Raw genomic sequence first — 20,795 nt, 5'->3', positions numbered from 1 at the left:
TCTTTCTGTAATATACACCCTTTGTCAGGGATCAATCTTTTTATTTTTAATACTTTAAAAACCTAAAACTATGAAGATCAAAAGTTTACTTAATCTGGTATTTGTTCTGGTAGCGGCGCAACTGATGTTTGCCTGTAGCTCAGCCAAGTACTACGAGTTTGCCGGCCACAAGCAGGCTCCTTATCATGACATGAAAAAGCCTGCGCCACAGCAGGAGGTAGCCCCTGAAATATCGCTGAGCGAAGTAGCCATGGCTGCAGCCGAAGAAAAGGCCACTGAGAAAGCTGTGGAGGAACCTGTACTGGAGGCTAGTGCTGCTGCTATACCTGCCGCTCCTGTTGCACCAGCTCCTAAAGTGGCTCCGATTGCCCCTGCTCCTGCAGAAGAACTGACGGTGACAGAGGCTGAAGCGCTGGCGATGGCGAAAGAGCGTTTGGCCAACATGACCAAGGCAGAGAAGAAAGAGTTTAAGAAAGAGGTGCGCGAAGCCCTGAAGCAGGATCGCCGTGGTGGCGGTGTGAGCATCATCAAGATCATTCTGGCAGTACTGCTTCCGCCGTTGGCCGTATTCCTGCACGTAGGTCTTGGCACACAGTTCTGGATCAGCCTTATCCTGACGTTACTCTTCTGGATTCCGGGTGTGATCTACGCACTGCTCGTCGTGACAGATACCATCTAAACGCAACGAATTCCACATCGATTAAAAGCACTGCCTCCCGGGGCAGTGCTTTTTGTTTAATACCTGCTTAACTCCCTGTGCAGGTTTGCGTTTTATACCTGTAGCTGACCTTTATACCTTTACAGGCATGGAATACAAGGACTATTACAAAATACTGGGCGTAGAGAAATCTGCCTCACAGGCTGAGATCAAAAAGGCCTACCGTGCTTTAGCCAAAAAGTATCACCCGGACAAAACCAAAGGGGACAAAGCGGCCGAAGAGAAATTCAAAGATATAAGTGAGGCCTACGAAGTGCTGGGGGATGAGCAGAAGCGCAAACAGTATGACGAGCTGGGCGCTAACTGGCGACACTTCCAGCAGCAGGGCGGTCAGTACCAGGGGCGTCCCGGCGGTGGATATGGCGGCACTTATTACGAAGGTGACATGGGTGACATGTTTGGGGGCGGCAGCGGATTCTCAGACTTCTTTGAGCAGTTCTTTGGCGGAGGGTTCTCGCAGCAGGGGAGCGGTTTCCGATCTGGCAGACGTACACCCAAAGGGCAGGATTACGAAGCTGAAATGCTTATCACCATGCAGGAAGCCTATAATGGCACCTCCCGTTTGCTGACTGTCAACGGCCAGCAATTGCGGATTACGACCAAACCCGGGGTTTCTGACGGGCAGGTGCTACGTATCAAAGGGAAAGGCGGGCCGGCTGGGGCTGGGGGCGTAGCCGGCGATTTATATATACGCGTTCAAGTACAGCCTTTGCCAGGCTTTGAGCGCCAGGGCGATGATCTGCACACCAGACTCAACCTCGATATGTATACCGCCATACTGGGGGGAGAGGTACAGGTCAATACGTTGACCGGTAAAATCAAACTCAAAATACCAGCCGGCACTCAAAACGGGAAAACGCTTCGTCTGCGGGGAAAAGGCATGCCCGTCTATGGGAAAGCAGACCAGCACGGCGATTTGTACGTAAAAATAGAAGTACAGCTACCTGTGCATCTCACAGAAGAGGAGCGGAGCCTGATGGAGCGGCTTAGAGAACTGCATCAACGCAAGACCGCCAGCGTATAACAGTAAGAGTACACCATTAAGCCCACCTTGCCATGTTAATGACCATCGACCATATCAGTATCCATAACCCCATCGAAGATTTTGTTGATAGCCTGGCAGATCGTAACCTAACCTGCTATGCCAGCGACTTACTGGAACAGCAGGGCTGTCAGAGTCTGCAGGAACTGAGCGATGCCGTGAAGCGGGCTACGGAAGTATGCAATTGCATGCATGTACCGCTTCAGGAAAATTTTAAAGTGGTGTACCGCTCACGAAACGGTGAAGTGGTGCAGGACTGGCGGCTCTCGCGCATGGCCTATCTGCTCACCGCCCTCAATGCCGATTCCAGAAACGCTTTTGTCGCTCAACTGCAGCTCGAAATGGTGAAGCAGATGCTACATCATACCTAATTCAAAGAAGGGTCGGTCACTAAACTATCTTTCTGTAAAACATCCTTCCAGCCAAACTGCAGGCACAAGCGCTGAAAGTGTTGGGGCAGGGGAGCCTTGAGCTCAATCATATCACCATGCACAGGATGCACAAATGCGAGGGTGGCGGAGTGCAGTAGCATGTGAGGTGACCCGAGTTGCTCACGGAACATCTGGTTATGACGCCAGTCGCCGTGCCGCTTGTCGCCCACGATGTAATGTCTGATGTGCGCAAAGTGCTTTCGGATCTGGTGCATACGCCCGGTTTCCGGTTCCACTTTCACCAGCGAGTAACGGGAGGTGCTGTAGCGACCGACAGGTATAGGAAGCTCGACTGTAGCCAGGCGCTCGTAGTGCGTTACAGCATCTTGCGGCGCCTTATGCTTATGGTCTTTATCCGGTCGTATGGGGCTGTCAATTGTGTCTTCTTCAGGGGTATAGCCGCGCACGATAGCATAATATACCTTGTTTACCTGTTTATCTTCAAATGCGCTTACAATAGGCGCAACTGATTTTGGATTTTTAGCAAACAGCAGTACCCCGGAGGTGCCTCGATCCAATCGGTGTGCGGCATATACCTGAAAACCCAGTTGGTCGCGCAGCATTTGCAGGGCAAACTCTTTCTTTTCCTCAGCAATGCGTGTACGGTGCACCAGCAGTCCATTTGGTTTGTTGACCGCTACGTAGCTTTCGTCTTCGTATAAAATCTCTAGCACCTTAAATTATTTTTCAGGCAAAGATAGCCATATATTAAGAATTGACCTGAAAGCTGCCTATACTTGCCGAAAATCGTCAAAAAGAAATTAGAGCATGGCCATATCGTTTGACAACCTGCGGAGAGGGAAGAAATATGTGTTGGAGAATTACGGGGAGCGCTTCGAGTTTCAGGTGCTGGATATGCCAGAGGAGGGAGCCTACCGTGTGAAGGATCTCCATACCCTGGAAGTATTCATGCTGCACGACCTGATCAGGTACGGCCGTGGCAAAGACTTTGACATGCAAGAGCTCTAAGATCAGTTACTGCGTGTCACCTTGCCCTTCAGATCCCAGTGACTTCGAAGCACTTTCCCGGTCTTGCTATCACGTACGATCTTGCGTACATAGCGCTCCCCTGAAATCGCACCATTCTCCAGCCGCTTGCCGATAAACAAGGTAACCGCCTCTCCCTTTTCATTGGTGATGAGGGTCAGGTCCTTGCCATTGTAATGCTGGTCAAGTCTGCTGTCAGGCGTATAAAGCTTGTTAAGCTTTTCGATCAGTTTTGGTCCAAGCGCCATGAATCTGGAAGGTATAGTTTGGTTTCGTTGATTAATTCACTGAAAGCAGGTTAAGTTGCGCGCACCAGACCTGGGCATCTTTCGAGTTATGAAATACTTCGTACTCTATGGTAGTAACAGTCAGGTCATTAATTTGATTGAGAATCTTATGTGTTAACAATTCCTGAAACACATCCATCGGCGTCACGCGGGCAAATCTTTTAAGGAACGTATACTTCATCCGACTAGCTGCCAGTTGAGCTAAGGCACGCTGCATCGAAAGGTCTGGTTGAAACCCAATACTATTGTCTGTTACCCAGCTCACTGCCTGGTTTTAATGGCCATTTCAAATTCCTTTTTCATAGCAATGGATTAGTTTTGATTCGCATGGGGGAAGTGCCATTTCAGATAGATTTGATTGGTATCCGGAAGGTAACTTATATGACAATAATTGTCTTTATAATGATTCATTTAAGTTTATTATCGAATGAGCAGTGTTAGTACAATACTTTAAAAGGGGTTTAAAGTTCAAAAAACGTTATATTTAAGAGTGTATTATTAGGATAGTTCAATGATTAGCATGGCTAAAGTAACATTAGGTCTATTTAACAGGTAAAAAATACATGAAGATATAAAAGCGCTAATCGTTATGTTGTATGTGCATGAAAATCAGGAATCTTTGGTGCATCAGAGTGAATTTCTGGAGATCAGGGTTAACCCAAAGGAGAAAATTTTGCTGTCGAACTGGACAGGCTGGCTGAATACCGAGAAAGGCCACACTGGATGTTTAAAAATACTTGACTATGTAAATGAGTACAAAATTACCAAGATCTTGAATGACAACTCGAAAGTGACAGGACACTCAGGTGACACGAAATGGATGAACGAGGTTTGGATACCGAAATTGCGTGAGGCAGGCGTAAAATACTTTGCCTGGATCTATTCTTACGAATTCTTTACACAGCTCGAGATTGATAATACAGTGGACAGAAGCACTGGAATTTCCATGCGAACTTTTTTCCTTCCGGAGGATGCCCGTCAATGGCTGCAGGTTTTCTAACCAGGCGATGCATCTCTCGTATACCATGAAACAAACTTACCTTTTTTATGCAGCCAGACCAGCACGCAAATCACTACTATGTTTACATCATAGGCGACCAATCGCAGCCTCAGTTAAACATTGGCGTTTCTGAAAATCTTCTACAGCAAATTTCGCTTCATGGTGCATACAATAGCCCGCCCAAACTGGTGTACTACGAGCATTATGACCGGGAAGAAATAGCGCGGGTGCGTGAGCGCCACATCAAATCCTCCAGCCCCGATGAGCACCTTCGACTGGTTGAATCCATGAACCCGAATTGGCTGGACCTGGCAGATACCTTGAGCTGATTTTTGCACCTCTTTTCAAATTACGCTATACACTATGTTTGCCTTCGGCGTCTGTTCCTTGTACCTTGTAAGGTATAGGGTGGTACGACTTGTACCTACCGAAAACAAGCTAACACAATGATAAAACTGCTGCAGCAGCAAAACGAGAACATACGCATGCAACTGCTCGTGCTGGTTGTAGGTGTGCTGCTGCTGCTTGCCAAATTCCTGGCTTTTTATCTTACCAACTCCAACTCCATACTGACCGATGCCCTGGAGTCTATTATCAATGTGGTGGCGGGCGGCTTCTCATTGTACAGTCTCGTGCTTTCAGCCCGGCCTCGAGACCTGAACCATCCCTATGGACATGGCAAAATAGAGTTTGTGGCCGCTACCCTGGAGGGTTCTCTCATCCTGGTGGCAGGTGGTGCTATCATTCTGAAATCGGTGTATAACCTTTTCGAGCCTCAGGTCATCTCCCGACTCGATGCAGGTATATACCTGATTGCTTTTTCTGGTATTGTCAATTACATAGTGGGCTACCTGACAGAGCGGCATGGGAACAAGGCCAAATCCATGGTGCTGGTTGCCGGAGGCAAACACCTCAAAACAGACGCCTACTCAACTGCCGGCATTCTGATAGGGCTTTTGCTCCTGTACCTGACCGGCCAGGTATGGCTTGACAGTGCGGTGGCTATTCTGTTCGGAGCCTTTATCTGCTATACCGGTTACCGCATTTTGCGTGTGTCTCTGGCAGGTATAATGGATGAGGCGGACTACGAGCTGCTAAAGCGCATTGTACAGGTGCTGAATGAGAACCGGCGTGAGAACTGGATCGATATTCATAATCTGCGTGTCATCAAGTATGGTAACACACTGCATATAGACTGCCACCTGACCGTGCCATGGTACCTGACGGTGTTGGAGGCTCACGAAGAAGTAGAGGCTGTCGGCATGTTGGTACGTGAGCATATTGATCCTGATATTGAGCTTTTCATTCACACAGATCCCTGCGTAGAAGTGTCCTGCCCGGTTTGTACGAAGTCAGATTGTAATGTAAGGCGTGCTCCCTTCAGGAAGCGAGTAGAATGGGATCTGGACAAAGTGATAGCCGATAAAAAGCATGGCATTCATAACCCGGACAGCAGTGAAAGGTCGGAGGGGAGAGTACTTAAAATTTCAACAAAAACTTATACCAACCGGTTAAATTAGCGTAGCCAATAGTAAGGCTTGTGGCGTATGGAACGAAAATATACTTACCTGTTTTTTCCCTTATTACTGCTGCTCTGGGCTTGTACGGAGTCTGGGGGAGAGCAGCGGACTATTTTGCAGCAGAGTGCGTACAGTTACGGCGACAGTGCAGACACACTCGGACTTAGCAAAGCGACGTTCGCCGGAGGTTGCTTCTGGTGCACGGAGGCTTATTTTGAACGTCTTAAAGGCGTGGACCGTGTGGAGTCCGGCTATACGGGCGGGAGTGAAGAGCGCCCAACCTACGAACAGGTTAGCAGCGGTAAAACAAGTCATGCAGAATCAGTGCAGATCTGGTACAGGCCAAATGTGATCACTTACCGGGAACTGCTCGAAGTGTTTTTTGCCACACACGATCCCACCACACTAAACCGCCAGGGGCCCGATGTAGGCAAGCAGTACCGATCGGCCATCTATTACCACGACGAAGAGCAAAGGAGACAGGCCCGTAACTATATGCGCGCCTTAGAAGATGCCGGTACTTTTCGTAACCGGATTGTCACAGAGCTCAAGCCAGCCAGTAAATTCTGGATTGCCGAAGATTATCACCAGGATTACTACCGCAATAACCCGGATGATCCTTATGTAATATCCATCACGCATCCCAAGGTTTTAAAATTCGAAGATGCCTTTCGCAGTAAGCTTAAGCCCAGTTACACCAGACAATAGCTGAAGGGCCATACAAGCTTTTGATTACAGTAAGAACATCTATAAGCGTTCATATCCGTATTAGGACAAAATCTTGTCACTAAAACACTATAAACTATGGATTTTATACTCAACTTACTGGTAAGTGCTGGTGTCATTGTGTTATTGGCCTATATAATGCCACAAGTGCATGTTAAGAGTTTTCTGACAGCGCTCTGGGTGGCTTTTCTGATCGGCTTGTTCAATGCAACCATTGGCTGGCTGCTGCGCGGCGTACTTAACCTGGTTTCATTTTTCCTGCTGGAAGCCATTATCGGGCTGATTGTGACCGCCCTTATGATTAAACTGGTTGATAAACTGGTAGGTAACTTTAAGGTTGACGGCTGGTGGCCAGCTTTTGTGATAGCCATTGCCACAGCTATTGCCTTAGCGCTCCTAGGTTGGGCCCGTGGTGGAGACGATGATTACGCCTTGCTTGAGACCAAACCTAAAATCGAGCAGCTATATGCTAAGCAAGCCGGTGAATCCAATTGCTATACTATTTATCTGTAATAGGGAAATCATAAAACAATAATTAACATAGTAAGAGGCGGTATCAGACTATATGATGCCGCCTCTTACTGTGTTAGCTGTACAAGGTATGGCAGGAGATGCCTTCTCTACATCGTTTGCAACCGCTCCATTTCTTCATCAGTAAAAATTCTGGACCTGATATGGAAGCGCAGTCCCAGCGGTATTTCTAAGGAGAAACTGGACCCTCTGCCTGGCACAATGTCGAGGGTTAGCTGCGTATGCTTCCAGTATTCAAACTGGTCACGGTTCATGTAAAAATTGCAGCCGTGTACCTGCCCAAGCAGCACATCACTGTCTCCAATCTTAAACTCACCTTCTTCAAAGCACATGGGCTGTGACCCATCACAACAGCCGCCGCTCTGGTGAAACATGAGCGGACCGTGCTTCGCTCTCAGTTCGTCAATTACTTTTTTAGCTGCTTCGGTAATTTTTACGCGTTCTAAGTCCATACTTTCATATAAAAAGGAATCCCTGCTTATTTAACGAGCAGGGATTCCGGTTTTACTATCTCTTAAAAGAAACCGAGCTTATTCTTATCATAGGATATAAGCATGTTTTTGGTCTGGCGGTAATGATTGAGCATCATTTTATGCGTTTCGCGTCCAAAGCCTGACTTTTTATACCCGCCGAAAGGAGCATGTGCCGGGTAAGCATGGTAGCAGTTTACCCAAACTCGTCCAGCCTGTATAGCACGTGGTATCTGGTAGATCTCATGGGCATCGCGTGTCCAGAGACCTGCACCCAAGCCGTAAAGCGTATCGTTCGCGATGGAAACAGCTTCTTCTGCATCTTTAAAAGTAGTAACTGAAACAACAGGGCCAAAGATTTCCTCCTGGAACACCCGCATCTTGTTGTTCCCCTTAAAGATCGTAGGCTCAATGTAGTAGCCATTCTCAAGACCATTGTTTAGTTTGGCTATACCTCCGCCACATAGAACTTCTGCACCTTCCTGCTTTCCGATGTCCATGTAAGATAAAATCTTTTCAAACTGATCGTTAGAGGCCTGTGCGCCCATGGTGGTATCTTCAGCAAGCGGATGGCCCACCTTAATGGATTTTGTTCTGGCCACGACACGCTCCATAAAGCGGTCGTAAATGCTTTCGTGAACTATCAGGCGCGATGGACAGGTACAGATCTCGCCTTGGTTCAAGGCAAACATAACAGCCCCCTCCACACACTTATCAAAGAACTCGTCATCTGCATCAGCTATGCTAGGCATGAAAATGTTCGGCGATTTGCCTCCCAGTTCCATAGTAACAGGTATAAGGTTTTCGGATGCGTACTGCATAATAAGGCGGCCAGTGGTTGTTTCGCCGGTAAAGGCAACTTTGGCAACGCGAGGGGAGGTGGCGAGTGGTTTTCCTGCCTCTGGTCCGAAACCAGTAACGATGTTGAGCACCCCTGGAGGTAGCAGATCATGGATCAGCTCCATCAGTACCATAATGCTGGTCGGAGTCTGTTCAGCTGGTTTGAGTACTACCGTACAGCCTGCGGCCAGGGCCGGGGCTATTTTCCAGGTAGCCATTAGCAGCGGAAAGTTCCAGGGTATAATCTGGCCTACTACGCCGAGTGGCTCCTGTAGGTTGATGCTGATCGTGGTTTCATCGAGCTCAGACATGGTGCTTTCGTCTGCTCGAATCACACCAGCAAAGTAACGGAAGTGGTCGATGGCTAGCGGAAGGTCAGCAGCGCGTGTCTCACGGATAGCTTTGCCATTATCTATTGTTTCAACCCGGGCCAGCATTTCCAGGTTTTTCTCCATGCGGTCGGCTATGGCGAGCAGAATATTGCTGCGTTTCGTGGCAGAGGTTTTTGACCAGGATGGAAAAGCATGGTGCGCAGCATCCAGTGCCCGATCAATGTCCTCCTTAGTGCCTCGTGCAGCCTTTGTAAATGGTTTGCCGTCAATGGGAGAGAGGTTGTCAAAGTATTCCCCATTCACCGGCGCTACCCATTCGCCACCAATGAAGTGTTCGTACTTCTCTTTGAACTGAGGACGTTCCAGCACATTTTGTGCTTCAGCTGTCATATCTAAAGTTGCCATAAAATAAAGGTTTTGGTTTCATGGCTAATCTCCTGACTTATATCTTTTTAAACTAAACTTATTGTCTCAAAAAATGTATCTTTAATATCAGAATAAGACTGCTTTTTATCCGTTAAAGCTATATGTCCATGAAATATCAACTTCAACAGCTGCCCACGCTAAAAGAGCAGTTGCTTATGACGCTAGTGGAGAATCGTTCGGCTTACACGCTTGAAAACTGTGAGCTGAATGTATTTGAAACGCATCAGGCTGCGGAGAAAGTGAGCCTGGTTTTTAATGATTTGGTACTGACCAGCATGCTGCGGGGCAAAAAGGTGATGCACCTGTTTGGTAAGCAGGGCTTTGACTATCTGCCGGGCGAGTCGGTTATTGTTCCGCCCAACGAGCTGATGAAGATTGATTTTCCTGAGGCTGAGCGCGATAATCCAACGCAATGCATTGCGCTCGCCATATCACAAGAGCAGATTCAGACAACTGTCGCCATGCTGAACGAGCGCTTCCCAAAAATAGAACGCAATGACTGCTGGCACATTGATCAGGAAATGTTTCATCTGGTGAACAACCAGGAATTAGCTGATATCATTAACCGGCTGATCCGCATCAGCATCAATGAAAAGACAAGAGAGAAGGATATTTTAGCAGGCTTAGCACTGCGTGAACTGCTCGTGCGACTGATGCAGACGCAGGCTAGGCAGCTTTTTGAGGCAAATTATGTGAGTCTGGCATCCAGTAACCGTTTCGCGCACATTATCAAATACATTAAAGACAGCATCCGGGAGAAGATTGATGTAGACAAGCTAAGTGACAAAGCCTGCATGAGCCGAGCCAGTTTCTTCAGGAAATTCAAAGAGGAGTTTGGCTATACACCAGCCGATTATATTTTAAAGGAGCGTATCAGGCTTGCGAAAGACTATCTGCGTAATCCGCTCAACTCTGTGACACAATCATGCTACATGGCGGGATTTCAAAATCTGAATTATTTTATTCGTGCTTTTAAAAAAGAAGTCGGTATAACACCGAAATCGTTTCAGCATCAGAAAAGTCACTAACCAGGATCAGAATTTTTGTACTTAACATAAAGTATATTATCAGTGACACTTATTATAGAGTATTATCACTCGTATATAATCAGTCTTATAATTTATATTATGTTAAGTAATGTAAGTGGTAATAAGAAAGGGAGCCTGTAACAAGCTCCCTTTCCTTCTTTTATCTTAGCGAGTAAGATTAGTTTTTTAGTTTCTTACCAATTCTTTCTGCATCAGCAGTACGCTTCAAACGTGTATATACACGCTGCAGGTTGGCAAGTGTTGCCTGATCTTCCGGCTGAATTTCTAGGGCTTTTTCAAAGTATGGCAATGAAGCTTCGTAGTGCTTTACAGCCTGCTTCTCCAATGCCGGACCTTGCTTCTTGTAAGTCGCATAGTCCATTTTGGCAGCTTTGTTGTTGAACTCACTACCCTTGTTGTACTCCAGTACACCCAGGTTAAAGAAACCATCGAAGTTATTTGGATCTACTTCTACTGCTTTCTTATAGTTTTTGTAAGCAGCGTCGATGTTTCCTTTGCGCTCTTCCAGGTTACCACGAACCGCATAAAGGCTTGCATTCTTCGGGTCAGCTTCGATTGCTTTGTCCAGTTTAGCCATTGCCTCGTCAGCACGGTCGTTTTTCAGGTAGTAACGCAGTTCTTCCTGCATCAGGTATACACTGTTCGGGTGCTTCTCCAGGCCAGCAGCAATAGAAGCCATTACTTCTTCGTCGCTCGCTTCGATAGCCTGCTGCAACTGAATTTTGTTTTTGTAAACATCTTCAGTTGTATGGCCAATACCGATCAGTTTATCATAATATTTAACTGCTGAGGCATAGTCCTGCTTAGCAGTTGAGGCATAAGCAGCATAAAGCACAGCTGTTGTATCAGTCGGATTTAACTTGGAAGCCATATCATACTTAGCAATGGCATTGTCCCAGTCCTGGTTGTTGTGGAATTCAACGGCCTGGTTCAGAACCTGACCATAAAGGATCTCCATACGCTCTGGTACCATTTTGCCAAACTGACCGTTTTCACCGTCAATCTCAAGCGTCTTGTTGAACGAAGCTAGCGCAACTTCAGGAGTTTTCTCAGTAGCCAGTTTGCCGTAGATTGGGTGACCGATCAGGTCCTGGTTGATCACGCCATGATAGAACCAGGTTTTGGCTTTGTCTTGCGTCTTTTTGTGCTCTGTGGCTTTATTGATGTATTCTAGCGCTTTGTCAAGCGTACCGTTCTTGTGATTAAGCACGGCGCTATTCACGGCTGAGTTCTGAGCGACAGCAACCTGAACGCTTACGGCTGCCATGGCTGTCATCAGTATTTTTTTCATACTATTCAGAGATTGGTTTTTGTTTGTTTGTTAAACGATTAATAAATAAAATAAAATTCCATTTTACAGATTAAACTTCATCCTCAGTTGTTTCCGGATCTATTTGAGTATCAGGTTGCAAAGAGTCTTCCGGCTTCAGTTCTGAGTTCTCCATCAAGGCTTCAGCTACTTCTTCTTCGTTCTCCATCTCCACTTTGGCTACAGATGAAATCTGATCGCCTTCTGTCAACTTGATGAGTCGTACACCCTGTGTAGCGCGGCCAATTACACGTATATCAGCTACGCGAAGTCGGATTGTGATACCTGAACGGTTAATGATCATCAGGTCATCCGTATCTACTACGCCCTTAATGGCAACCAGATTACCGGTTTTATCCGTTACATTCAGGGTCTTCACCCCTTTACCGCCGCGGTTCGTTATACGGTATTCTTCCAGTAATGAACGCTTGCCAAAGCCGTTTTCAGATACTACCAGCAGTTCTGTGTTCTCGTTTTCTACACAAACCATACCAACTACCTTGTCATCCGGTCCGGCTAGTGTTACGCCGCGCACACCGGCAGCGTTACGACCCATTGGACGAACCTGGTGCTCGTTGAAACGGATAGCTCGGCCAGAACCCAGTGCAATGATGATCTCACTGTTGCCGGTAGTCAGCTGTACGTCCAGCAGACGGTCACCTTCATTGATCGTGATCGCATTGATACCATTGGTACGTGGTCTGGAGTATGCCTCCAGCACGGTCTTTTTGATCGTGCCTTGCTCGGTACAGAATACCAGGTTGTGGTTCAGCACGAAATCCTGGTTTTTCAGGTCACGCACATTGATCACCGCACGTATCTTATCATCCTTTTCAATGTTGATCAGGTTTTGGATAGCGCGTCCTTTAGTGGTCTTCCCTCCTTCCGGAATCTCATATACCTTCATCCAGAACACACGGCCGAACTCCGTGAAGAACAGCATATGGTGGTGAGTGCTGGCAACAAACAGGTGTTCTGTAAAGTCGCTCTCTTTAGAGGCGGCCACGCCACGTGAACCAACACCACCACGGCTTTGGCTACGGTACTCACTCAGTGAAGTGCGCTTGATGTAACCTTCATGCGATATGGTGATCACCATGTTCTCTTCCGGGATCATATCCTCGTATGAAATATCGCCGGTAGAAGCCTCGATGCTGGTGCGACGTACGTCGCCGTAGCGCTCTTTTATTTCATTTAACTCGTCTTTGATGATTTGCATACGCAGGCCTTCGTCATTCAGAACAGAGGTCAGGTAGTCGATCAGTTTCATGATTTCGGCATACTCCGCCTGAATCTTGTCACGCTCCAGACCGGTCAGACGCTGCAGACGCATGTCAAGGATTGCACGAGCCTGGATCTCAGACAAAGCAAAACGCTCCATCAAGCCGTTGCGGGCGATTTCCGGGTCACGTGATGAACGGATCAGGTTGATCACTTCGTCCAGGTTATCCAGCGCGATCAGCAAGCCTTCCAGAATGTGGGCACGCTTTCTGGCTTCGTCCAGTTCGTACTGCGTTCTGCGGATCACTACCTCGTGCCTGTGGTCTACAAAGTGGTGGATCAGGTCCTTCAGGTTCAGCGTCATCGGGCGTCCTTTCACCAGGGCCACGTTGTTCACGCCAAACGAAGACTGCAGTTGCGTATACTTGTATAAGTTGTTGAGTACTACATTAGGTATGGCATCGCGCTTCAAGTCATACACGATGCGCAAACCGTCACGGTCAGACTCGTCGCGCAGGTCAGCTATACCTTCGATTTTCTTCTCGTTTATCAGGGCAGCAGTCTTCTCGATAAGAGAAGCCTTGTTCACCATGTAAGGAATCTCCGTTACGATGATCTGCTCTTTACCCGTAGAAGTTGTTTCGAAATTAGCGCGTCCACGCATCAGTACACGGCCACGACCAGTTTCGAAAGCGGCCTTCACGCCATCATAACCATAAATGATACCGCCAGTCGGGAAGTCAGGCGCTGTGATGTAGTGCATCAGTTCAGCTATCGTGATCTCCCTGTTGTCGATATAAGCGATCGTACCGTTGATGACTTCGGTCAGGTTGTGTGGCGCCATGTTCGTTGCCATACCTACCGCGATACCGGACGTCCCGTTTACGAGCAGGTTCGGGAACTTGGCTGGCATGACAGACGGCTCCTTCAGGGAGTCGTCAAAGTTCGGCACGAAGTCGACCGTGTTTTTGTCGAGGTCGGCCAGTAACTCGTCGGCTATACGCTTGAGGCGGGCCTCTGTGTAACGCATCGCAGCTGGTGAGTCACCGTCAATGGAGCCGTAGTTACCCTGACCGTCAACCAGCGGGTAACGAAGCGACCACTCCTGTGCCATACGCACCATGGTCTCGTATACCGAGGAGTCACCGTGCGGATGGTACTTACCCAGCACCTCTCCTACGATACGCGCTGACTTCTTGTAGGACTTGTTATAGGATACCCCCAGTTCGGACATGCCGTACAGCACACGGCGGTGTACTGGCTTCAGGCCGTCTCTCACATCGGGTAAGGCTCTGGAAATGATAACAGACATTGAGTAGTCGATGTATGCACCGCGCATCTCGTCTTCAATGTTGATCGGTATTATTCGTTCGCCTTCGTTCATGTTCAAGGTTTAAATAATAGTTTTGTGTTGGTTGATATACTTTTCAGGCGAAAGCCTGTAACGTTCATTAGTTTTTGCGCTGGCTCTTATCGTTTGTGCGCTTGTGCACCTCCCCTGTTTGCTTCGGCAGCTTTTCGCCTATTTTAGGGTTTTGTTTTTTGTAAATGGGCTGGCCGCGAAATTCCTGCTCCCCATGTGCATGTACCATGCGTACCTGACAGGCACTGATAGGACAAAGTGGTTTACAGGAGGATACAGATAGAAGCAGCAGAGCAGCGCTAAGGGGTAAAAGCAGTCGGAATTTTGCCATGCATGTCGGGTTTTGAAGAGCACTTAAAATTGTTGTTGCGCTCTTGCAGCCTTATCATACAAAAGTAGTAAAATTTGGATTAATAAACCAGCGTTTCAAGGGATAGTTTAGCTGCCTGGAGCGTTGCTTTTATACCCTTTTTATACCTCAGGCGGGGTGAAAGCCATTGATGGTAAAACCACCGTCGACTGCCAGCGTCTGACCGGTAATGTAGGCTGCTGCCGGCATGCAAAGATAGGCCACTGCACCTGCTACATCCTCGGGTTTGCCAATTACTCGCATCGGCGTTCTGACCAGTACTTCGTGCAGGTACTGTTCGTTCTGCAGCACGGTCTGCGCAAGTGGCGTACTGATGTACCAGGGGGCAACGGCATTGACACGAATTCCGTCTGCAGCCCACTCCCCTGCCAGGTTTTTGGTAAGTTGCACCAGCGCAGCTTTGGTCATGCCATAGATGGCACCGGTCCGCACATGTGTAAGACCCGCCACCGAAGTTACATGGATAATGTTTCCCTGTTCTGAAGCTTTAAGCAGCGGGTAAAAGCCCCGGCTCAGTTCAAAAGCTGAGCGCAGATTAGTGCTCATCACAAAGTCGTATTCTTCCGGAGTGTATTCTGTCACCGGTTTTCGGATGTTAGTTCCTACATTGTTCACCAGCATATCCAGTGCTCCCCAGGTGTTTTGCACCTTGTCTAGCAGCGTCTGCCGACCTGCTGCAGTACTCACATCCGCTACGAGCACCTGCAGTCCCTCCGGAAACTTCTCCTGTAACTGCTGCAGGTCCGCTTCTTTGCGTGCCACCGCCAGCACCTCGGCTCCCAGGGCGATAAACTCTTCTACAATCGCGGCGCCTATACCTTTGGAGCCTCCTGTTACAACGGCTTTTTTGCCGCTTAGCTGCCATCTTGCTGACGTCATATGTATTGATTTAGTCTTTGTTTCCCAGAATACGATTTAGATATGCTTTGAGATAGTCTCCGTCTATTTTCGGGCGGTTATTTATTTCTTCAAAGTTTAGAGAGCCATCCTGCTCCCGCCAGACGTGGTAAATGAAAACATACTGCCCCTTGCCTTCCTGCCAGCCATCAAACTGTCCGAATCGCAGGTCTTTGATGTAGATGCCTTTTTCAGCTTCTTCCACTGCGTGGTAGCCTTTGGTGATGTCTAGCAGACGCTCCATTTTCGGATGGCCCCGGTATTCATCCAGCAAATGCTCCTGCCGTGGCTCAAAACTATACCTGATGTCCCGGTCCTGGTCCAACAAAGAGTAGAAGCCAGTATAGAAGCCGTCTTCAGTGGCTGCTGTAACAGACCAGAACAGGGTGTTCATAGGAGTGGCTTTCACTATCTCGGACTCAAAGACTATACCTTGATCTTGCAGGCTTTCAGTGAACGCATTTTTAGCATAAGCCTGAGCTACGAATGAGAAGAGTATGTAGAGGGTGCTGATGATCAGACCAGCATTATTCCAGCGACGACGCTTAGGGTTTCGCCTGTCATAAAACATGACGGCAATCACGCAGATCAGAAAGGGCACGGTATAAAGCGGGTCTATCACGAAGATGTTGTAGAACGCTACACCGTAATTGCTGAAAGGCCAGAATAGCTGTGTGCCCCAGGTGGTAAAGCTGTCGAGAATGGCGTGTGTTGTGAAGCCCAGAAAGAATAGCAGGGTCCAGTCCCGGAAGCTGGCGTGTTCATTTTTATAGAGCCGCCAAAGCATCCAGCCCAGCAATGGTGAGGCCACAACGGCAAAAAAGAAAGAGTGTGTGACAGATCGATGGAAGCTTAACTGACCCACCATGTCCAGCAGCGGATTGGCCAGTACGTCCAGATCAGGTATAGTGCCAGCGATGGCACCCCAAAGCAGTGCTTTGTTGCCCAGTTTGCGGCCAGCCACCGCCTCGCCTACGGCTGCTCCCAGTACGATCTGTGTTAGTGAATCCATTTGTGTCTACTTAATGATCGGAGCACGCTTGAACTCCTTTTCTCTGTCGAACAGGAAACGGTAGGTCACATAGGTTTTCAGAATGCGACTGCCTACCTGCTCCACAACCTTCATCATTTTCGGGTTGAAGTCCCCGATCCAGTTCATTTGTAAATCATAGTAAGGGATATTTGGGTTGCCCTGTACCAGCTTGGCTGCAGACACCACCATGGCAGCCTCTACGCCTTTGCCCTGGCATTCTGGTGTGATACCGAATACAATGCCATACATCGTCTTGCAGGACCCTCTCCAGCGATGGTAGGCAAATTTGATCTTGCCCCATAGGTCCAGTTTTCCGTTCACGTGCTTAAACAGCTGGTTCAACTCAGGTATAGCAATGAAGAAACCGGCAGGCTCCCCATGGTGGTAAGCGAACCAGATGATTTTTTCATCCAGGATCGGCTTGAGGGCTTTCATAATGGATTTTGCCTGTGCTTCGCCCATGGCCTTCACGCCCTCATGTTTTACCCATCCCTTGTTGTATACGACACGAAAATCCTCGGCATACTTGTCAAGGTTGTTTCTGTCAAGGTGCTGGAAGGTATAGCTCGGGTCAGCCAGCACACGCTGTGCTTTTTCATGATACTCAGGCGTCAGTGGGTCGTCTACTGTGCGGTAGTAAACGTATTGGTTGAAGTAAAGCTTAAAACCATAGTTCTCGAACAGTTGCTGGTAATAAGGATGGTTGTAGTTCATACAGTAGGTGGGCTCGTAAAAGCCGTCCACCAGAAGTCCCCACCACTTGTCGCGTTCACCGAAATTGATCGGTCCATCCATGCTTCCATGCCACGTTCCTGCAACCAGTTACGGCAGGCGTCGAATAGAATGTTAGCTGCATCCTGGTCATTGATACAGTCGAAGAAGCCCATGCCACCGGTAGGTTGTTCAAAGGAGTTTGCTGTTTTCCTGTTGATGAATGAAGCAACCCTTCCGATGGTTTCACCAGTCTCGTCCTGCAGAATCCAACGGATGGCCTCGCCGTCACGCAGCAGTTTGTTCTTTTTGGGATCAAATACCTGGTGCACGTCCTTATCAAGCGGCCGGATGTACTTTGGGTCTTTGCGGTATAGCCTGACCTGCATTTTCAAAAACTCTTCAGCCAGTTCAGGTGTGTTTACTTCTATCAGTTGCATGGATCGGATTCAGTGCTTGGATGAATCCCCAAAATAAGTCATAAAACTTGAAAAAGCATATATAGCATCAGTTGCTTCAGTTCAAAACATTGCAAAGGAGAGGCAGTGAGGGGATTGGGAAGGATTAAAAACAAAAAAGGCTTCAGATTTCTCTGAAGCCTTTTAAGAGCCCCCAGTCGGAATCGAACCAACGACCTACTGATTACAAGTCAGTTGCTCTACCAGCTGAGCTATGGAGGCGGTAAAAGTACAAATAAAGTTGAGCCCCCTGCCGGGATCGAACCAGCGACCTACTGATTACAAGTCAGTTGCTCTACCAGCTGAGCTAAGGAGGCGATACTTTATTTGTGTAGCCCTATCGTTCTAAAGCGTTGCAAAGGTATAATATAGTTTTTAATATACAAACACCTGCTGCAGGATTTTTTGCCCATTTGCGATAAGCTTTTGAGTATCAAACAGAAATTTTTATCTTCTGAAAGCGGCCAGCTGCCGATGCAGGATGTCTATGCGTTTCTGTGTGTCTTCTATACGGCCTTCATACTCCTCGCGCAACTTGTCTGCATTCTTGGAGCGCGCAAAGAAGTCTAGGTTGGTACGAAGTGTCGAGATGTCGTTCTGCAGTTGTGATATCTCCCGTCGCAGCGTCTGCTCTTTCTGGTACAGCTTCTGCGAAGCGTCCGGACTGTTCTTCAGACGGTCGACCTGTAGCTGCGCCAGCATGGTAGCACGATCATCGTAATGCAGATCAGGCACGCGCTCCAGGTAACGCTCCATCAGGGACAGGAACTTCTCCTCTACCCTTGCGCTTACACGCTTATTGCCGGCATCCAGGGTACCCCATTCCGCTACGATCTTGTTGTAGTCTTCCAGCGAGGTCGTTGTGTTAGGCTGTGCCAGTTCTTCTGTTATACGGTCGCACAGGGCCAGTTTTTCTGAGGACAGTTTCTCTATTTCGGCTCCTTTCTGCTGCTCTTGCGCCTGCTTACGGTCAAAGAACTCGTTGCAGGCTGCTCTGAAGCGCTGCCAGATCTTGTCGGAATGCTTGTCCGGCACGCGGCCTATGGTTTTCCATTTCTTCTGGAGCTGGATCATCTTCTCCTTAGTCGCATTCCAATCCGTGCTTTCTTTCAGGCTTTCAGCCTGTTCGCACAGCTCAGTCTTCAGGCGCAGGTTCTGCATTTTCTGCTCATCAAGCCCCTTGAAAAACTGATTCTTATGCTGGAAAAATGCTTTATAGTTGCTCCAGAAAGTTTTGTTGACTTCTTCTGCGTATTCTTTTGGTACGAGGCCGGCATTGTCCCATTCTTCTTTGAGCTTCTGAATCTCATCGGTTTTATCGCGCCACTCGTTAATGCGGTCGGTGTTGAAGCTCTGGAACTCCTGTAAACGATCCAGCAGGCTGCGCTTCTTCTCCAAGTTTGCCAGCTCAACAGTTTTGCGCTCTTCCATGTAAGTGCGACGGTGCTCGTGCACTTTCTCTGAGGCCTGTATGAAGCGCTCCCAGATTGTGTCGCGCTGCTCATTAGGCACCGGACCAATGTTCTTCCACTCCTCGTGCAAGTGACGAAGCTCCTGCAGGGCTTTGTTAATAGAAGGTTCGTTCTGAAGGGCTTCGGCACGCTCGATCAGCTGGACTTTGGCGTCCAGGTTACGGCGTCTGTCCAACTCCTTCATCTCGAAGAACATGCTGCGGTTGTTGTAGAAGATGTCGAGCAGGGCATGATACGAATCCCATAGCTCCTGCGCTTCGCCTGGCGGCACCGGACCTATGCTTTTCCACTCGCCCTGGAGCTTCTTCAGTTCATCGCTACTGTTTTTGGTTTCTGCTGATTCCACCAGGGTACGCAACTGTTGCAGCAGTTCCCGCTTGCGCTCCAGGTTTCGCTGTCGCTGCTCCTCGCTGTGCTGACGCTCCTGGTAACGTGCCTCGCGGTAGGCAGTATAGAGTTGCTCCAGCTCACTGTGTTCCATTGGCGCATGATACTCAAAGTCCTCTTCAGTACCTCCTTCCTGACGGAAGCGGTCAAGCGCCTGGTTTTTTTCTACCTGGAATTTATCTTCATACTGCCGATGGATTTCCTGAATCTTCTTGTATTTGCGTTTTGCATCAGGTCCTTTGAGAAGCTGTGCCAAATGGTTACGCAGTTCCTCCATCGACATCTCACTGTAGTCCGTGTGGTCATCCTCGTCCAACTCTTCGTCGTCATGATGATCATCAGCTGCCGGAGACTTTGTTTCTGCTGCCGCTGAGGCAGTTGGAGAAGATGCAGCTGGTATTTCTGCCTGTGCAGTTGTCTCAGTTTCGGCCGTAGCAGCTGTTTCGGTTTCAGCTGTGGCAGCTGTGTCCGCTTCCGGCAGGTTTGCTTCAGCAAAAGCCTCCGTTATTTTTTCTGTTTCTGACGTTTCTGCCTCAGAAGCCAGTTCTGGTTTTATTTTAGGCTGTTCTTCTTTGGGCACACCTTCTTCCGTTGGATTGTCCTGTGCGCTTTCTTTTTGTGCGTTGATTTCGGCGAGGCGCTGTTCTACAATGTCCATCGGCGACGAGGCCTGCTGCTCGTTGGCTTGTGCTTCGTCTTGTGGCCGGGGCTTGTTGGCCTCAGCTCCGTTTGCGTCGGTGTGCTGTTTATCAGTTGTCATGACTTCAGGTTTTAGTCCACGTTTTGTCAGTTCAGGCGGGGGTCTACAGGGTAGTTTGACAGTACCTTGTATTTCCCGCCCATTTGGCGCAGTATGTTTCGCCAAAGCGTATCTGCTTCCAAATTAAATAATTTATTTGCAGCATTGTTGTTCACGATCCAAACATTTTTGTCGATCTCCTCCTGCAGCTGGCCAGGTGTCCATCCGGAGTAGCCAAGAAAGAACTTGATATCTGCCGGTGTTACCTCTCCTGTGCCGATCATGGTGCGAAGCGACTCAAAGTCACCACCCCAATACAGATTGTCGTCCAGCTGCACCGCCTGCGGCAGATCTGGTATCTGGTGTACATAATGCAAGGTATTGTATTGCACAGGTCCCCCTATACCTAGTTCAGCTTCAAATGAATCATTATAAATATCAACCACATCAGACAGCTTAAGGTTTGACAATCGGTT

Annotated in this window: 24 protein-coding genes and 2 tRNA genes; 10 read left to right on the top strand and 16 right to left on the bottom strand. The window is 48.3% G+C overall.

All coding sequences use genetic code 11. The features are described 5' to 3' along the window. The first annotated feature begins 70 nt into the window (after positions 1 to 70). The 3 genes from O71_RS25620 to O71_RS11050 all read left to right on the top strand — a co-directional run bounded on the left by O71_RS25620 (position 71) and on the right by O71_RS11050 (position 2,131). Entirely contained in the window at positions 71 to 679 is a 609-nt protein-coding gene (locus O71_RS25620) for a YqaE/Pmp3 family membrane protein (RefSeq protein ID WP_234986327.1), read from the top strand. Between the two features lie 127 nt (positions 680 to 806). Further along, positions 807 to 1,742, top strand: coding sequence for a DnaJ C-terminal domain-containing protein (locus O71_RS11055; protein ID WP_040574185.1), 936 nt, complete (start codon positions 807 to 809; stop codon positions 1,740 to 1,742). Between the two features lie 32 nt (positions 1,743 to 1,774). Beyond that, positions 1,775 to 2,131: a hypothetical protein gene (locus O71_RS11050; RefSeq protein WP_230391969.1), complete on the top strand. Its 357-nt coding sequence runs from the start codon at positions 1,775 to 1,777 to the stop codon at positions 2,129 to 2,131. On the opposite strand, the gene O71_RS11045 is transcribed toward O71_RS11050, so the two are convergent. Further along, entirely contained in the window at positions 2,128 to 2,865 is a 738-nt protein-coding gene (locus O71_RS11045) for a pseudouridine synthase (RefSeq protein WP_007656595.1), read from the bottom strand. The two genes, O71_RS11050 and O71_RS11045, sit on opposite strands and share 4 nt — an antisense overlap. A gap of 94 nt (positions 2,866 to 2,959) precedes the next feature. Here O71_RS11045 and O71_RS11040 point away from each other — a divergent pair, with 94 nt between their 5' ends. Further along, positions 2,960 to 3,160: a hypothetical protein gene (locus O71_RS11040; RefSeq protein ID WP_007656593.1), complete on the top strand. Its 201-nt coding sequence runs from the start codon at positions 2,960 to 2,962 to the stop codon at positions 3,158 to 3,160. A 2-nt stretch (positions 3,161 to 3,162) separates the two neighbouring features. On the opposite strand, the gene O71_RS11035 is transcribed toward O71_RS11040, so the two are convergent. Then, positions 3,163 to 3,426: a hypothetical protein gene (locus tag O71_RS11035; protein ID WP_007656591.1), complete on the bottom strand. Its 264-nt coding sequence runs from the start codon at positions 3,424 to 3,426 to the stop codon at positions 3,163 to 3,165. A gap of 31 nt (positions 3,427 to 3,457) precedes the next feature. Further along, complete coding sequence (locus O71_RS11030; RefSeq protein WP_007656590.1) at positions 3,458 to 3,730, bottom strand: hypothetical protein; 273 nt, start codon at positions 3,728 to 3,730, stop codon at positions 3,458 to 3,460. Positions 3,731 to 4,084: 354 nt separating this feature from the next. On the opposite strand from O71_RS11030, the gene O71_RS11025 reads away from it, so the two are divergent. From O71_RS11025 to O71_RS11005, 5 genes are all read left to right on the top strand, one after another. After that, positions 4,085 to 4,465 carry a hypothetical protein gene (locus O71_RS11025; RefSeq protein ID WP_155800823.1) on the top strand — a complete coding sequence of 127 codons (381 nt, stop codon included), beginning with the start codon at positions 4,085 to 4,087 and terminating at the stop codon, positions 4,463 to 4,465. Positions 4,466 to 4,512: 47 nt separating this feature from the next. Next, complete coding sequence (locus tag O71_RS11020; RefSeq protein WP_007656586.1) at positions 4,513 to 4,794, top strand: hypothetical protein; 282 nt, start codon at positions 4,513 to 4,515, stop codon at positions 4,792 to 4,794. Positions 4,795 to 4,911: 117 nt separating this feature from the next. Then, entirely contained in the window at positions 4,912 to 5,985 is a 1,074-nt protein-coding gene (locus O71_RS11015; RefSeq protein WP_007656584.1) for a cation diffusion facilitator family transporter, read from the top strand. A 27-nt stretch (positions 5,986 to 6,012) separates the two neighbouring features. Then, a complete protein-coding gene (gene msrA, locus O71_RS11010; protein ID WP_007656582.1) occupies positions 6,013 to 6,693 on the top strand; it encodes a peptide-methionine (S)-S-oxide reductase MsrA in 681 nt (226 codons plus the stop codon). A gap of 96 nt (positions 6,694 to 6,789) precedes the next feature. After that, entirely contained in the window at positions 6,790 to 7,224 is a 435-nt protein-coding gene (locus tag O71_RS11005) for a phage holin family protein (RefSeq protein ID WP_007656580.1), read from the top strand. Between the two features lie 107 nt (positions 7,225 to 7,331). Here the strand turns inward: O71_RS11005 and O71_RS11000 are convergent, their stop codons facing one another. After that, positions 7,332 to 7,694, bottom strand: a complete 363-nt coding sequence (locus O71_RS11000) for a DUF779 domain-containing protein (RefSeq protein WP_007656578.1) — start codon at positions 7,692 to 7,694, stop codon at positions 7,332 to 7,334. 62 nt (positions 7,695 to 7,756) lie between these two features. Then, on the bottom strand, positions 7,757 to 9,289 hold the full coding sequence (locus O71_RS10995; RefSeq protein WP_192811673.1) for an aldehyde dehydrogenase family protein: 1,533 nt from the start codon (positions 9,287 to 9,289) through the stop codon (positions 7,757 to 7,759). Positions 9,290 to 9,417: 128 nt separating this feature from the next. On the opposite strand from O71_RS10995, the gene O71_RS10990 reads away from it, so the two are divergent. After that, the gene (locus O71_RS10990) at positions 9,418 to 10,338 is read left to right on the top strand and encodes an AraC family transcriptional regulator (protein ID WP_007656574.1); all 921 of its coding nucleotides are present in this window, start codon (positions 9,418 to 9,420) and stop codon (positions 10,336 to 10,338) included. Positions 10,339 to 10,516: 178 nt separating this feature from the next. On the opposite strand, the gene O71_RS10985 is transcribed toward O71_RS10990, so the two are convergent. From O71_RS10985 to O71_RS10945, 11 genes are all read right to left on the bottom strand, one after another. After that, positions 10,517 to 11,650 carry a lipopolysaccharide assembly protein LapB gene (locus O71_RS10985; protein ID WP_007656573.1) on the bottom strand — a complete coding sequence of 378 codons (1,134 nt, stop codon included), beginning with the start codon at positions 11,648 to 11,650 and terminating at the stop codon, positions 10,517 to 10,519. 70 nt (positions 11,651 to 11,720) lie between these two features. Further along, entirely contained in the window at positions 11,721 to 14,273 is a 2,553-nt protein-coding gene (gyrA, locus tag O71_RS10980; protein WP_007656571.1) for a DNA gyrase subunit A, read from the bottom strand. A 67-nt stretch (positions 14,274 to 14,340) separates the two neighbouring features. Continuing rightward, complete coding sequence (locus O71_RS24285; protein ID WP_143731967.1) at positions 14,341 to 14,583, bottom strand: hypothetical protein; 243 nt, start codon at positions 14,581 to 14,583, stop codon at positions 14,341 to 14,343. Between the two features lie 147 nt (positions 14,584 to 14,730). After that, the gene (locus O71_RS10975) at positions 14,731 to 15,501 is read right to left on the bottom strand and encodes an SDR family oxidoreductase (RefSeq protein WP_007656569.1); all 771 of its coding nucleotides are present in this window, start codon (positions 15,499 to 15,501) and stop codon (positions 14,731 to 14,733) included. Between the two features lie 10 nt (positions 15,502 to 15,511). Continuing rightward, complete coding sequence (locus O71_RS10970) at positions 15,512 to 16,531, bottom strand: metal-dependent hydrolase (RefSeq protein ID WP_007656567.1); 1,020 nt, start codon at positions 16,529 to 16,531, stop codon at positions 15,512 to 15,514. Positions 16,532 to 16,537: 6 nt separating this feature from the next. Then, complete coding sequence (locus O71_RS10965) at positions 16,538 to 17,347, bottom strand: hypothetical protein (protein WP_369750912.1); 810 nt, start codon at positions 17,345 to 17,347, stop codon at positions 16,538 to 16,540. Further along, positions 17,263 to 17,703, bottom strand: a complete 441-nt coding sequence (locus O71_RS27250; protein ID WP_369750911.1) for a hypothetical protein — start codon at positions 17,701 to 17,703, stop codon at positions 17,263 to 17,265. Before O71_RS27250 ends, O71_RS10965 begins: the two co-directional genes overlap by 85 nt. A 167-nt stretch (positions 17,704 to 17,870) precedes the next feature. Beyond that, a tRNA-Thr gene (locus tag O71_RS10960) sits at positions 17,871 to 17,943 on the bottom strand. A gap of 22 nt (positions 17,944 to 17,965) precedes the next feature. After that, a tRNA-Thr gene (locus O71_RS10955) sits at positions 17,966 to 18,038 on the bottom strand. A gap of 130 nt (positions 18,039 to 18,168) precedes the next feature. Next, complete coding sequence (locus tag O71_RS10950) at positions 18,169 to 20,340, bottom strand: DUF349 domain-containing protein (protein WP_007656561.1); 2,172 nt, start codon at positions 20,338 to 20,340, stop codon at positions 18,169 to 18,171. 26 nt (positions 20,341 to 20,366) lie between these two features. Next, the coding region (locus O71_RS10945; protein ID WP_007656558.1) for a YqgE/AlgH family protein at positions 20,367 to 20,795 on the bottom strand (429 nt) is incomplete at its 5' end.

The sequence above is a fragment of the Pontibacter sp. BAB1700 genome, assembly GCF_000277005.1.
Classification (GTDB): Bacteria; Bacteroidota; Bacteroidia; order Cytophagales; family Hymenobacteraceae; genus Pontibacter; species Pontibacter lucknowensis.
Note: the sequence above shows the minus strand (reverse complement) of the source record. Positions and strands in the feature narration are given on the sequence as shown.

Excerpts from the sequence above, each read along its gene's own strand:
- O71_RS25620 (WP_234986327.1), top strand. The coding sequence starts at position 71 with ATGAAGATCAAAAGTTTACTTAATCTGGTATTTGTTCTGGTAGCGGCG.
- O71_RS11055 (WP_040574185.1), top strand. The coding sequence starts at position 807 with ATGGAATACAAGGACTATTACAAAATACTGGGCGTAGAGAAATCTGCC.
- O71_RS11050 (WP_230391969.1), top strand. The coding sequence starts at position 1,775 with ATGTTAATGACCATCGACCATATCAGTATCCATAACCCCATCGAAGAT.
- O71_RS11040 (WP_007656593.1), top strand. The coding sequence starts at position 2,960 with ATGGCCATATCGTTTGACAACCTGCGGAGAGGGAAGAAATATGTGTTG.
- O71_RS11035 (WP_007656591.1), bottom strand. The coding sequence starts at position 3,426 with ATGGCGCTTGGACCAAAACTGATCGAAAAGCTTAACAAGCTTTATACG.
- O71_RS11020 (WP_007656586.1), top strand. The coding sequence starts at position 4,513 with ATGCAGCCAGACCAGCACGCAAATCACTACTATGTTTACATCATAGGC.
- O71_RS11015 (WP_007656584.1), top strand. The coding sequence starts at position 4,912 with ATGATAAAACTGCTGCAGCAGCAAAACGAGAACATACGCATGCAACTG.
- msrA (WP_007656582.1), top strand. The coding sequence starts at position 6,013 with ATGGAACGAAAATATACTTACCTGTTTTTTCCCTTATTACTGCTGCTC.
- O71_RS11005 (WP_007656580.1), top strand. The coding sequence starts at position 6,790 with ATGGATTTTATACTCAACTTACTGGTAAGTGCTGGTGTCATTGTGTTA.
- O71_RS11000 (WP_007656578.1), bottom strand. The coding sequence starts at position 7,694 with ATGGACTTAGAACGCGTAAAAATTACCGAAGCAGCTAAAAAAGTAATT.
- O71_RS10995 (WP_192811673.1), bottom strand. The coding sequence starts at position 9,289 with ATGGCAACTTTAGATATGACAGCTGAAGCACAAAATGTGCTGGAACGT.
- O71_RS10990 (WP_007656574.1), top strand. The coding sequence starts at position 9,418 with ATGAAATATCAACTTCAACAGCTGCCCACGCTAAAAGAGCAGTTGCTT.
- O71_RS10985 (WP_007656573.1), bottom strand. The coding sequence starts at position 11,650 with ATGAAAAAAATACTGATGACAGCCATGGCAGCCGTAAGCGTTCAGGTT.
- gyrA (WP_007656571.1), bottom strand. The coding sequence starts at position 14,273 with ATGAACGAAGGCGAACGAATAATACCGATCAACATTGAAGACGAGATG.
- O71_RS24285 (WP_143731967.1), bottom strand. The coding sequence starts at position 14,583 with ATGGCAAAATTCCGACTGCTTTTACCCCTTAGCGCTGCTCTGCTGCTT.
- O71_RS10975 (WP_007656569.1), bottom strand. The coding sequence starts at position 15,501 with ATGACGTCAGCAAGATGGCAGCTAAGCGGCAAAAAAGCCGTTGTAACA.
- O71_RS10970 (WP_007656567.1), bottom strand. The coding sequence starts at position 16,531 with ATGGATTCACTAACACAGATCGTACTGGGAGCAGCCGTAGGCGAGGCG.
- O71_RS10965 (WP_369750912.1), bottom strand. The coding sequence starts at position 17,347 with ATGGATGGACCGATCAATTTCGGTGAACGCGACAAGTGGTGGGGACTT.
- O71_RS27250 (WP_369750911.1), bottom strand. The coding sequence starts at position 17,703 with ATGCAACTGATAGAAGTAAACACACCTGAACTGGCTGAAGAGTTTTTG.
- O71_RS10950 (WP_007656561.1), bottom strand. The coding sequence starts at position 20,340 with ATGACAACTGATAAACAGCACACCGACGCAAACGGAGCTGAGGCCAAC.